The following is a 13,068-nucleotide window of genomic DNA, read 5'->3' on the forward strand; positions in this document are numbered from 1 at the left end:
AATCAGAAGTAGAATCAAGCTATAAAACTTCAACATCATTAATTAAACTTTTAGTTTTGAATAAGTTTAACTGGTGTGTTGAAGAATAAAGTCGGATTATTGACTTATCAAAAGTGAATTTCTGTTTAAAAATTAAAATACCAAAATTTACAATCTACTTTATTGAATTTTTCATAATAAAATGAGATATTTTTTGATTTATGGTAAGAAATTGGGAAATGCAAAACATTTGAAAGTTAAATACAAATGTAATTTTGGGTGGCTTTAAAGAAGGGGTGGAGGATAATTTACCTGGTAAAGCAATAAATTTATCCCCTGAGAGAATGAAGACCTCTTAGATTATTTTGAATTAACTCCTGAAGCCTCCTTAAGAATTCAGATTAGTCAATGATATTTTGAGAAGATTATCCAAAGAACTTAAAACAGAAAAACAGGATTGGCGATTCCCAATCCTGTTTTTCTGAAAATTCATGCTTTCTATTTAGCATGTTTTTTAGTGTGCATTTTATTATGATGTTTCATTGCCATTTTTTCGTGCTTCATTTCATGCTTAGCCCCTTTCTGTGCTTTAGGCTCTTGCGATGATGCATAGGCAGATTGAGTATAAGCTGCTGCAATAACTCCGACTGCAACCGCTAAGGCAAACAAAGTCTTTCTCATGATCGAATAGTTTAATTTGTTAAAACTATCAGTAAGACTTATGAAAATGAGAAAGGTTTAAGGGAAAATTCCAATAAATTCTCTTTATTTTTAAATTATTTTTTAGTGATTGATTTCGGGCCGTTTACTCTTGCATATTCATCAAAAGAGAACTTTCCTGAGCCAATTACAAAGAATAAGATCAATGCTAAAAGCGTAATAACTGATAACCAGAATTCAGAGTTCAGAAAAGAGAAGCCCTGACTAATGTTTGCATAGAACACCGCAACTAATAAGACAGGTAGCTGAAATGCAACGGCAACACGGGTCAGACAACCGATTGCAATTAATATTCCTCCCACCAAATGGGCAAAAGCCACATAATGTACAGCTCCCACAGTCCAGATATTAAAGTTTAAGCCTGCAATCAGATGAGATAATTGTGTGGTATCACCGATGAAGCTTACACCTTTTAAAAATAATAAGACACCTAATGCAATTCTTAAGATGTCAAGCCAAGCAGGGTGGTGGGTATCACCCCAGTGTTCAATGCGTTGAATCGTATTCATAGTTGTCAAAATGATTGGTTTAGAGAAAGTTAATGAATAAATATGGTTTTGTCAAGAAGAAATTGTATTAGTTTGGCCGGGATTTTGGTGAAATCATCAATTTTTTGAGCAGCATTAAACAAACTAAAATTTCTCATATTTAACAAACTTCTTCTTTTGGATTATTCAAAATAAATTATATTTTCAATAATTATTGAAAATATAATTTATTTTTACTTACCTTTACACAGAGAATCTGAGACTATAATATCATATCTTAAGACGTATGAAATATTATAATTCTTGGCCTTAATAAGGTTTAGTGAATTTGAATGTATCAGATAATACTTAGTAATTATAAAATCAATTAATCATTTTTATTTTATGTTTCATTAAATATTGAAAAATATGAAAAATTTACAATTCAATAAACCGGACAACAGTGAAGCTAAAGCAGATGATAAATTCAATGCAGGAGCTTACAGACTTGAAAGAAAAGCGGGAAGATTTTTACGTTTCATGCGAAGAGGGGTAATTCATGAGGAAAATACCGGAAAAAGGATTTTCTATATAGGATTCATCTGGTTGTTTTCCTCTTTCATTTTATTTAAATATACCCATGGCATTAACCTGTACTTTGGCTGGGAAGATCATTTTTTGAGAGAGTTAGTGATTTGTTTAGGTCAGATTGTCTGGCAGACCTTGTTTTTACATAGATTACTGAAACATAAAACGATGGATTATCTCAACAATATGATGACAGTTTCTCTGATCGGAACCATCTTGCTGATACCTCCTTTGTTTTTTACGTTTTCACCATTTCTTCATTTGATCTATTTCATAGTAGTGGTAAGTTATATGTTTCTGGAACATTTTAAAAGATGCTCTGTTTTGCAGATCGGCTGGCTTCCTTCAATTACCTGGGTAATGTATCGGTTTTTTGGTTTAGGAATGATGATGATACTACAATAGCGAACCTTTAACAGACTTATCAGGGTAAAAAAATGAAAATAATTATAGCCGGAGGTTCCGGATTTTTAGGGAAATGCCTGCAAAAATATTTTATAGTAAAAGGGCATGAGTTGATTATTTTAAGCAGAAGACCTGCCATTAACACTGAAATCTATTGGGATGGAGAGCATTTGGGCAATTGGACCAGTCAATTGGATGGTGCAGATGCCTTAATTAACCTTTCCGGAAAGTCTGTTGATTGCAGATATACTCTGAAGAACAGAAAAATGATTCTGGATTCAAGAATAAAAAGCACGAAAGTGCTTCAAAAGGCAATTGAAATGACTAAAAATCCCCCGGGAATCTGGTTAAATACCAGTAGTGCTACTATTTATGTTCATTCGGAAAGTACATTAATGACTGAGAAGAATGGTGTGACAGGAGATGATTTTTCTATGGATATTTGTAAACAATGGGAAGAACAGTTTTTTGAAAAAGTAACCCCAGTTGTAAGAAAAGTAACCCTCAGAACTTCTATTGTCTTAGGAAGGGAAGGAGGGGCATTTTCGAAAATGAAGGCGATCTCACTGATTGGTTTGGGAGGAAAACAAGGTTCAGGAAATCAAATGATGAGCTGGATTCATTATTTGGATTTTTGCAGAGCGGTTGAATTTATAATTGATCATGCCGAAATCAAAGGGTGCATCAATCTTACTGCTCCGAATCCGGTTAGCAATGTCTTTTTTATGAGGACATTAAGAAAATGCCTTCATTTTCCGTTCGGACTTAATTTACCTGAATTTCTGTTGAGAACAGGAGCTTTTTTCATTCGGACAGAAGCAGAACTTTTGTTAAAGAGCAGAAATGTTTATCCGGCTATCTTACTGGAAAATGGTTTTGAATTTGAATTTCCGGATATAGAAGATGCTTTACAGGAGCTTACTTGAAACCAACAAAAAGGAGCCGATAATTGCTATCGGCTCCTTTTGTATATGCTCGGGATAAACCTAGTTCGCTGGTTTAGCTACTTCTACGTTTACTCTTTTGCCTTTGATAGAAGCACCTTCCATTTTGTCTAAAACAGTTGTGGCATATTCTTTAGGGACATCAACAAATGAATATTTGTCGAAAATATCAATTTGTCCTAAAGCATTACCCGGAATACCTGATTCACCTGCAAATGCTCCTACGATATTGGCCGGGGAGATTTTCTCATTAAAGCCGATATTTACGAACATTCTGACCATGTTAGGGTCTTTGCGGTATGGTTTACCAGCTTTGTCCGTACGTGGACCACGCTCATCAGAACGTCTGTTCTCAAAACGACCTTCGCCACGACGGCCTGAATCACGGTTGTTACGATCAAAACGGCCTTCACCACGACGACCTGAATCACGGCTATTGCGATCAAAACGACCACCACCTTCATTTCTGCGTTGCTGACGTTCAATTTCACCGTCAAGGTTCTCATCAGCGAATTCATTTTTGGTGATACCCATATTCATTTTCACCAAAGCAGAAACGATTTGTTCTGTGCTGAATCCGGCATGATGCAGATTTTCCAAAACGTCTCCGAACAATTCAAGATCACCACCTTCAATAGCATTCTGAATTCTTTCGATAAACATTCCTTTTTTCACACCAACCACATCAGAGAAAGTAGGAATAACACCTTTGTCAATTTTAACTTTAGTGTAATTCATAATTTCACGAAGACGGTTACGCTCAGCTCCTACAACCAAAGTAAATGCTTTACCTGATTTACCTGCGCGACCTGTACGGCCGATACGGTGTACGTAATATTCTTCGTCTAATGGAATATCGTAATTGAATACAGCATCAACATTATCAACATCCAAACCACGTGCCGCTACGTCAGTTGCAACAAGAATCGTTACAACACCTGAGCGGAATTTAGACATTACATTATTACGTTGCTGTTGGCGTAAATCTCCGTGAAGACCTTCTGCCGCATAACCACGTAATTGAAGTTCTTCTACTACTTCGTCCACTTTTTTCTTCTGATTACAGAAAACAAGCATCAGTTTCAAGCCATAGAAGTCAATCAAACGAGTCATAACCTCCATTTTAGCTCTGCCCTTCACGTCGAAGTACAATTGCTCAATATTGGCGTTAGTGATTTCGTTTTTAACAACTTTAACCAGTTTTGGATTATTCTGATAACGGGTAGTCAAAGCCATAATAGGTTTTGACATAGTTGCCGAGAAGAAGATAGTCTGACGATTCTCGTTAGTTTCCTGTAAAATGCTTTCGATGTCTTCACGGAAACCCATGTCTAACATTTCATCGGCTTCATCTAAAACCGCCATTTTAACATTTTCTAACTTCAAAGCACGTCTTTCGATAAGGTCAATAACACGGCCAGGAGTACCAACTACGATGTTTGCTCCTGATTTTAATGACTTAATCTGACGTTCGATAGAGTCACCACCGTAAACAGTAGTAACAAAAACACCTTTTTTATACTTGGATAATTTTTTAATCTCCTCTGTTACCTGAACGGCAAGTTCACGGGTTGGGCAAAGGATCAGTCCCTGAACATATTTTTCGAAAGGAACAGTACTCTCGATCATTGGAATCCCGAATGCAGCGGTTTTACCGGTACCGGTTTGCGCCTGGCCTATCACGTCACGACCTTCCAGGATAAATGGAATAGCTTCTGACTGAATTGGGGATGCAGTCTCGAAACCCATGTCCGTAACCGCCTGTTGAACCTCCTGTGAAAGAGAAAGCTCGTCGAATCTTAATAATTGACTCATATTTTTTAATTGCCACCAAAACGCTTAGACACAAATATAGAGGGCATCAAATGAAAATGCCTGTATGTCTTAGTAGCAGGGGAATTGTGTTGTTTTTGAAATTTAATTACGATGCCCGAACATCCGTAATTAACTCTTGCCGATAGCCCAAAAAGATTGGGAAGAAAAGGTAAGCACTCCGTATTTAGGTCTAAGTAACAAGCTTCTGATGCCGGTATGCTTTGCTTAATTCTAGAGTGAATAAGAGTTGAGCGGATGTTTTGTACTAATTTTTTACAAAGATACGCTTTCGATTTGAAAGGACAAAATTAATTGTATTTTTTTTAGATTAAGAAATGTAAATAAAACGTTTGACAGAGAGTTTTAAGTTTAATTTTACCGTAATAAAAGCTTTACAGAAAAGACACTTAAAACTCTCCGGAAATCTTATTTATGAACAACTTTCAATTCTAATCTTCTGTTTTTGTCACGCCCTTCCGGCGTTGCATTGCTGGCGATAGGGTTGTAAGGACCTTTACCTTCCATGTCAATTCTTAATAAATTAATCCCTGACTTTAAAAGCATCGTTCTTACGGTAATAGTTCTTTTCAAAGATAACTTTTTGTTGGCCAGTGTATCTCCGGTATTTTCAGTATAACCGATTAGCTTAATCTGAAGTTTCGGATAAGCCAGCATAATTTTAGACAAATCTTCAACGGTCTTTTCTGATCCCTGGGTCAAAAGAGCTGAATTCAGTTCAAAATTAAGATTATCAATCGTGAAAACTTTAAGAGGTTTCGAAGAACTGTCGGCCAGGTATTTAGCAAACTGGAAATTGAATGAACCTTCTTCCAGATCAATTTTTTGTCCGTTTGGCAGATCAAGACCTACTACTTTTTTAGGAGTTGATGCGATTGCTGCTGAATCGGTTTTTACAGAATCTTTTTTTACAGCAGAAAGACTGGTTGTATCAATCTTTGCTCCGGTAACCTGCTCAAGTGAGGCAGAATCCGGCTCACTGGTTGAATTAACACTGCTCCAGTCGTAAGTAGCCAGAAAATAACCAGCGGCACCTAAAACAGCCAGTGTAAGTACTGCCGGTAAAACCCATTTCGGAAGAGAAAATCCCCCGGAACCCTCTTCATCATAATCTTTCGTAGAATAAGTAACAGTCGGCTTTGACTCCAGTGAAGATTCTGATTGTCTCGGAGGTATTGAACTGCCGGTACTGGTTGCTTTAATCGGTGAAGCTGAAGGGAATGAAACTGAACGCAGTTCCTGACTTAAGAAACTGTCAATTCCCATTACATCGATCATTTTATTTTGAAGGCTTTCAGCAGTTTCTTCTAATAAATAGTCTTTTTGGGTCAGTAATAAATTCGCAAGGCTTTCTTTATCAAGATTTTGGGTTCTTACTTCTTTTCCGAGTCTCCCAACCACTAGAGGGGCAACAATGGCAAGTAAGGAAGTGGCCGAAGAATTATGAATTCCGGCATAACTTGAAATCATTGCGGCAATAGAACTTTTTTTGTCAGGAAGCAACATACTGATAATATTATGTCCTGACGGAACAAATTCCTTTAAATTATCAATACTTGTTAAAGCTTTCTGAACTATTTCAATATTATTTTCATCATGATTGCCTTTTTTGATGACATTCATCAAAGTAGCTGCACCGGCTTCGTTGGCTGCTCTTTTCATCAGACCACCTACTATCGTCGGGACAAGGCCATCCAAGGCAATTTTAGTTTTGTCTTCTTTTTCTCCCGTGAGGTTAGCTGCCTTCCGCACGATATCTTCATTTAAAAGATTTTTCAACTCAGCTAAAATATTCATACTCCGTAATTTAGGTAATTCCAGACTTAATTTTAAATCCCGAATAAATTTGTTTTTGATTTAGACTACCTCAAATTTACAATCATTACGTGATAAATACTTAAAAAAGCAAGAAAAAACTTGGATTTTTGAGTTTACGGCTTACTTCTTCTACGTAACTTTGCAGGATGAAAAAAGTATTATTTATTGATAGGGACGGCACAATCATTGTTGAGCCTCCGGTTGATTTTCAGGTTGATTCTCTTGAAAAGTTGTCTTTTTTACCCTTAGCACTTTCAAACCTCAGAAAGATTGCTGAAGAGACAGATTTTGAATTGGTAATGGTTACCAATCAGGACGGACTTGGTACTTCTTCTTTTCCTGAAGATACTTTCTGGCCGGCTCATAATAAAATGATGCAGATTCTTGAAAGTGAGAATGTTCACTTTGATGAGATTTGTATTGATAAAACTTTTGAGCACGAAAATGCAGCTACCCGTAAGCCTGGTACAGGAATGTTAACAAAATATCTTACCGGAACGTATGACCTGGCTAATTCTTATGTGCTGGGTGATCGTCTTACCGATGTACAGCTTGCTGTTAATTTAGGAGCTAAAGCTGTTTTTATCGGAGAAAATGCCCCGGAAAAAGCGGAGTTAAATGCGGTAACTGCTCTGACAACGAAGAATTGGGACGAAATTTATGAGTTTCTGAAACTGCCTGCCCGTAAGGCTTCCGTGGAAAGAATCACCAAAGAAACTAAAATCCGGATAGATTTAAATCTTGACGGAACCGGAAAATCTGATATGCAGACAGGTTTGGGTTTCTTCGATCATATGCTTGACCAGCTTGCAAAACATTCGGGTGCGGATTTGTCTGTGAAAGTAGAAGGCGATCTGCATATCGACGAACATCATACAATTGAGGATACCGCTTTAGCATTGGGAGAAGCTTATCTGAAAGCTTTAGGTGAGAAAAGAGGTATTTCAAGATATGGTTTCTTATTGCCGATGGATGATGTACTGGCACAGGTTGCGATTGATTTTTCAGGAAGAAACTGGCTGGTTTGGGAGGCAGGTTTCAAAAGAGAAAAAATCGGTGAAATGCCGACAGAGATGTTTTATCATTTCTTTAAATCATTTACCGATACAGCCAAATGTAATCTAAATATTAAGGCAGAAGGCGAAAACGAACACCATAAAATTGAGGCTATTTTTAAAGGATTCGCAAAATCTATTAAAATGGCCGTTAAAAGAGACATTAGAGAATTGGATAACCTGCCTTCGACAAAGGGTGTACTTTAACAGAAAGTTTAAGGGACAATTGCGCTTTTTTCAATTTTGAACCTTAACTTTGTCAAAACGGTTAGAAACTCAATTTTAATAATCTAAATATACTTAATAAAATGGGATACTCAGGTTTAGCATTTTTTATCGCCCTTTTTGTAGCAGCTTTTATCGTAGGAGCAAGATTGCAAAAAATCTATAAAGAGAGAGGTAAATAGTTTTACTTTTAAAGACAGGAGAATATCATCTTTACTTCCGGTATTCTCCCGTCTTACTAAAATCCTCTTAAAATATTCCTTCATCTGCAAAGCTGAAATACTTTTCATCGGTAAAGATAATATGGTCTAATACCGGTATATCCAGCAAGTCCCCTGCATCTTTTAGTTTTCTTGTTAAAGCTTTATCTGCTTCACTTGGCACAATATTTCCTGATGGGTGATTGTGTGAAAGAATAATGGAACTGGCTAAATTTTCCATCGCAATTTTAAAAATAATCTTCGGATCGGCTATTGTTCCGGATACTCCGCCACTGCTGATTCTTTCACATTTGATTACCTGATTTGCTCTGTTGAGCAGAATTATCCAGAATTCTTCATGGGAAAGATCTGCCATACCGGGTCTGAGGATTTTGTAGGCATCCTCTGAGCTGGTAACTTTAAAACGTTCGCCTGGAGAAATGTCTTTGCGCCGCCTGCTTAATTCCATTGCACTGACAATAATAATAGCGCGGGCTTCACCAATACCCTTGAATCTGACAAGGTCTTTTACGCTTAATTTAGCCAGCTTATTTAAATCATTATCAACACTTTGGAGAATTACTTTGGCGATATCCACGGCCGTCATAGCCTGGGTTCCGGAGCCGATTAAAATACCAAGTAAATCGGTATCGGAAAGATAGAACTTTCCTTTATGAAGGAGTTTTTCTCTGGGACGATCTTCTTCCGCCCAGGATTTAATACCGAGCGGTTGTAAGGTGTAGTTCATGATTTGATTTTTAGGGTAGAAATATATGAGTTTATAAATGCTCAAAAAAAGAAAAAACCCTGCAATAATGCAAGGTTTTTCCGAAATGAATATCTGTATGCCAGCAATTAAGCTGCCAATTTATTCACTAATTTAGCTAATTTAGATTTCTGATTAGCTGCTTTGTTTTTGTGGATGATGTTCTTCTTCGCTAATTTATCAAGCGCAGAAGCAACTTGCTTGTAAAGATCAGAAGCTGCAACCTTATCATGAGTCGCACGTAGTTTCTTAACCATTGTACGAGTTGTTTTGTGCTGATAACGGTTTCTTAATCTTTTAGCTTCGTTAGCTCTGATTCTCTTCAAAGATGATTTGTGATTTGCCATGTTTATTTCCCGAATAATGTTGGTTTCTAAAATTGAAGTGCAAAATTAGAAATTTTCTGTTAACTTTCCAAAGTTTTACAACTATTAACATGAAAAAAGTGTATTTATTGACGCCAATCTTTTGGCTTCTTATCCTTACTGCTGCATTCTACCCCGATTATTACTGCCAAACAAATCAATTTGTTCCTTTCAGACATTTGAGAAATCAGTCTCCTGAATTTAAAAATAACTGGGGATTTTTTGCTCATCAGCGCATAAACAGGTTAGCAGTGTTTTCTCTGCCCCCTGAAATGATGCCATTTTACAGGCAAAATCTTCCTTACCTTACAGAACACTCAGTTGATCCGGATAAAAGGCGTTATGCGGTCTTAAATGAAGGCGCAAGGCATTTTATTGACCTTGAAACCTATGGAGACAGTGCTTTGCATAAATTGCCTTATTTCTGGAAGGAGGCTGTTCTGAAATTTACAGAAGATTCTCTCTATAAACACGGAATCGTTCCATGGCATATTCAGACTGTAAAATACAGACTTACCAAAGCTATGGAAGAAAAAAATACGCTTGCTATTCTCAAACTCTCCGCAGAAATAGGACATTATATCGCTGATTCCAATGTACCGCTTCATACGACGAGGAATTACAACGGACAGTTAACCAATCAGACAGGTATTCATGCTTTTTGGGAATCCAGACTTCCTGAGCTGTTTTCAGATGGCTATGATTTCTTTGTTGGTAAAGCAGCATATATTCCTTTCCTCCCTGAAAGAATCTGGGAGAATATAAAGCAGGCAAATCAGTGTCTCGACTCCGTTCTGGTTTTGGAACTGGAATTGTCCCGCAAGACCAATCCAATGAAAAAGTACACGCTGGAGGAACGACAGGGGATTATGGTAAAAACTCAGTCAAGGGCGTTTTCAGAGCAGTATCACAGATTATTGGATCATCAGGTGGAAAGGCAGATGCGGAGTTCTGTCAAGATGATTGCCGACGTCTGGTTTACCTGCTGGGTTGATGCCGGGCAACCTGATCTGAACGCTTTGGCAAAAATTAAACCGGATTCTGCCGGGATTGCCCAGGATGAAAAAGAACGGAGGTCATGGTTCCTGAGAATCTTTGATGCCCGTCCTGAAGATTAAATTTTGAAACAGAAACCTGGCATATCAGCTATCCGATCGTAACTATCTGACATTTCCGGCTGAGGAAAACTGAAATTTTGTAAAGAGGATTTGTACAAAACCTGTCTTTTTTCTCCCTAACTTTGCGTGATGAAATCACAAGTAATTTTAAAAGCAGGGAAAGAAAATCCGGTAAAGCGTTTTCATCCTTGGATTTTTTCAGGAGCGATTGCCAGAATTCAGGGAAAACCCTCAGATGGAGAAGTTGTAACTGTTTTAGATTCTCAGAAAAACTATCTGGCGACCGGTCATTATCACGAAGGTAGTATTGCCGTAAAAATATTCTCTTTTCAGGAAACGGAAGGAGATCAGGACTTTTGGACCTCTAAACTTCAAAAGGCTTATGATGTCAGAAAACAGATTGATTTTAAAGATACCGATTGTTATCGCCTTATTCATGGAGAGGGGGATGGCTGTCCGGGTTTGGTAATTGATTTTTATAACGGAGTAGCTGTTTTTCAGGCACATTCAATCGGGATGCACCTGGAGAAGGAAAAAATATCCCGGGCCTTACAGCTGATTTATGGGAAAGATTTGGTAGCGGTTTATGATAAAAGCTATGAGACCCTTCCTAAAGAATATGCTCAGACGGTTAAAAATGCTTACTTATACGGAAGCTGCGTGGTTCCGCATAAAGTGCTTGAAAACGGACAGAATTTTTTGATCGACTGGGAGACAGGGCAGAAGACTGGTTTCTTTTTGGATCAGCGGGATAACAGGGCATTACTGGCCAGATTTTCGAAGGGTAAAAAGGTTTTGAACTGTTTCTGCTATTCAGGAGGATTCTCTATTTATGCTTTATCTGCCGGAGCAAAACTGGTACATTCTGTTGATGTTTCTCAAAAAGCAATCGAATTAGTTAACAGAAACGTAGAAGCAAATGAATTTGAGAAAAGTGAGCATGAGGCCTATGCAGAAGATGTAATGAAATACCTCAAAGCAAATGACCAGATTTATGACCTGATTGTGTTAGATCCGCCTGCCTATGCAAAAAGTATGGATGCCAGACACAGAGCTGTTCAGGGATATAAGCGTTTGAATGCTGAAGGAATGAAAAGACTGGCCAAAGGAGGTATATTATTTACCTTTTCCTGTTCTCAGGTAGTTGATCGTGAATTGTTTTATAATACCGTGGTTGCCGCAGCTTTAGAGGCCGGAAGACAGGTTCGTGTGTTACATCATCTCACCCAGCCTGCAGACCACCCTGTAAATTTCTTTCACCCTGAAGGAAGTTATCTGAAAGGGCTGGTATTGTATGTTGAATAAAGCACAAATAAAGTGAAGCATAAAACAAAAATGGCCTGATTTTTAAATCAGGCCATTTTTGTTTTTTAGTCGATAGTTCTGAAGATTCTGTCCCATCTGATTTTTCCGTTGAAAAGACCTTTCATCGGATCAAGTGACATCCAGACAAATACTGCTTTTCCTACCACATGATCGAATGGTACAAAACCCCAGAAACGACAATCCAGAGAGTTGTGACGGTTATCACCCATCATGAAATAGTAGTCCTGCTTAAAAGTATATGAAGTAATTGGTTTTCCATCGATAGAAACTTTGTTTCCGTCAATTGTTACCGAACTTGTTCCGTCTTTTCTGCGATATCCTTCATAATCACGGATAGCCATTCCGTACATTGCGATATTCTGAGGTGTCAGCTGAATGGTCATCCCTTCTTTTGGTACAGTTAAAGGACCAAACCAGTCTGCATTCCAGCCGAAAGAATCCGGAATAAACTGTGATAATTCTCCAACATAACTTCCGTCCTGAGTCTGAACATAGTTAGGCTTGCCTTTTTCGCGTTTAGTCAATGCACCGAGGCTGACGATAACTTTATTCTTTTTAATTTCCTGAGCTGTTTCAGCCGAAGTTCTGATAGAGTAATGATAAAGTTTACGTGAAGTAGCCGAGTCTAATGTCTCTTTGCTGGAAGTATAATCTCCTGCATTTTCCGGAGAGATATTGAACTCTTTGAAGAAATCTTCTTCTAATGGCTGAGTACTTATGATACTATACTCATTCTGCATTCTTACAGGATTCTTCATGGGTTTTCCGTTCAGATAAACCTGCATGTCCCTTACTTCAACAACGTCTCCCGGAGTACCGATACAACGCTTGATGTAATATGTTCTAAGGTCTAACGGAGGATTTCCGTCTTCTGTAAAATTCGGGGCATTGAAAACTACAGCATCCCCGGATTTTGGCTTGCTGAAGCCGGGAAGGCGATAGATTGGTAAATCTATCCAGTTAAGATACGAAGGAATATCTGTTCCCCAGATTTTCTGATGGGTAAGAGGCACCTGTAAAGGTGTTTTGGGGGTTCTTACGCCATAATGAAGTTTACTCACAAAGAGAAAATCTCCAACCATCAAAGAACTTTCCATTGATGGAGTAGGGATGGTATAGGCTTCAAAAAAGAAAAAGCGAATAAGTGTAGCTGCTACTACAGCAAAAGTTACTGAGTCAATCCACTCTCTGAACGCTGATTTTTTTGTAGGTTTTTTTTCTGACATTTCTTTATTTTTCCGACGGTTAGAGTCTTAAAC

12 protein-coding genes are annotated in these 13,068 nt (G+C 37.8%); 5 read left to right on the forward strand and 7 right to left on the reverse strand.

Features of this window, described 5'->3' with window-relative positions; translation table 11 throughout:
- Positions 1–477 precede the first annotated feature (477 nt).
- Positions 478–660, reverse strand: a complete 183-nt coding sequence (locus tag BM179_RS15345; protein ID WP_092018041.1) for a hypothetical protein — start codon at positions 658–660, stop codon at positions 478–480.
- Between the two features lie 95 nt (positions 661–755).
- On the reverse strand, positions 756–1,208 hold the full coding sequence (locus BM179_RS15350; protein WP_092018042.1) for a DoxX family protein: 453 nt from the start codon (positions 1,206–1,208) through the stop codon (positions 756–758).
- Positions 1,209–1,595: 387 nt separating this feature from the next.
- Here BM179_RS15350 and BM179_RS15355 point away from each other — a divergent pair, with 387 nt between their 5' ends.
- Together BM179_RS15355 and BM179_RS15360 are read left to right on the forward strand one after the other, a co-directional pair.
- Entirely contained in the window at positions 1,596–2,159 is a 564-nt protein-coding gene (locus BM179_RS15355; RefSeq protein ID WP_092018043.1) for a hypothetical protein, read from the forward strand.
- A 32-nt stretch (positions 2,160–2,191) separates the two neighbouring features.
- Positions 2,192–3,085, forward strand: a complete 894-nt coding sequence (locus BM179_RS15360; RefSeq protein WP_092018044.1) for a TIGR01777 family oxidoreductase — start codon at positions 2,192–2,194, stop codon at positions 3,083–3,085.
- Positions 3,086–3,145: 60 nt separating this feature from the next.
- Here the strand turns inward: BM179_RS15360 and BM179_RS15365 are convergent, their stop codons facing one another.
- Entirely contained in the window at positions 3,146–4,918 is a 1,773-nt protein-coding gene (locus BM179_RS15365) for a DEAD/DEAH box helicase (RefSeq protein ID WP_092018045.1), read from the reverse strand.
- 426 nt (positions 4,919–5,344) lie between these two features.
- Positions 5,345–6,733: an OmpA family protein gene (locus tag BM179_RS15370; protein ID WP_092018046.1), complete on the reverse strand. Its 1,389-nt coding sequence runs from the start codon at positions 6,731–6,733 to the stop codon at positions 5,345–5,347.
- Between the two features lie 167 nt (positions 6,734–6,900).
- Here BM179_RS15370 and hisB point away from each other — a divergent pair, with 167 nt between their 5' ends.
- A complete protein-coding gene (gene hisB / locus BM179_RS15375; RefSeq protein WP_092018047.1) occupies positions 6,901–8,016 on the forward strand; it encodes a bifunctional histidinol-phosphatase/imidazoleglycerol-phosphate dehydratase HisB in 1,116 nt (371 codons plus the stop codon).
- 267 nt (positions 8,017–8,283) lie between these two features.
- Here the strand turns inward: hisB and radC are convergent, their stop codons facing one another.
- The gene (radC, locus tag BM179_RS15380; protein ID WP_092018048.1) at positions 8,284–8,982 is read right to left on the reverse strand and encodes a RadC family protein; all 699 of its coding nucleotides are present in this window, start codon (positions 8,980–8,982) and stop codon (positions 8,284–8,286) included.
- Between the two features lie 107 nt (positions 8,983–9,089).
- A complete protein-coding gene (gene rpsT / locus BM179_RS15385) occupies positions 9,090–9,347 on the reverse strand; it encodes a 30S ribosomal protein S20 (protein WP_092018049.1) in 258 nt (85 codons plus the stop codon).
- Between the two features lie 89 nt (positions 9,348–9,436).
- On the opposite strand from rpsT, the gene BM179_RS15390 reads away from it, so the two are divergent.
- Both BM179_RS15390 and BM179_RS15395 read left to right on the forward strand, forming a co-directional pair.
- A complete protein-coding gene (locus BM179_RS15390) occupies positions 9,437–10,483 on the forward strand; it encodes a zinc dependent phospholipase C family protein (protein ID WP_092018050.1) in 1,047 nt (348 codons plus the stop codon).
- 129 nt (positions 10,484–10,612) lie between these two features.
- Positions 10,613–11,788 (forward strand): class I SAM-dependent rRNA methyltransferase, encoded by a 1,176-nt coding sequence (locus tag BM179_RS15395; protein ID WP_374754583.1) that lies wholly within the window; start codon positions 10,613–10,615, stop codon positions 11,786–11,788.
- Between the two features lie 65 nt (positions 11,789–11,853).
- Here BM179_RS15395 and lepB read toward each other — a convergent pair whose 3' ends face one another.
- Positions 11,854–13,035 (reverse strand): signal peptidase I, encoded by a 1,182-nt coding sequence (gene lepB / locus BM179_RS15400; protein ID WP_092018052.1) that lies wholly within the window; start codon positions 13,033–13,035, stop codon positions 11,854–11,856.
- Positions 13,036–13,068: the final 33 nt, after the last annotated feature.

It is taken from the genome of Pseudarcicella hirudinis (genome assembly GCF_900115665.1).
GTDB classification, from domain to species: Bacteria; Bacteroidota; Bacteroidia; order Cytophagales; family Spirosomataceae; genus Pseudarcicella; species Pseudarcicella hirudinis.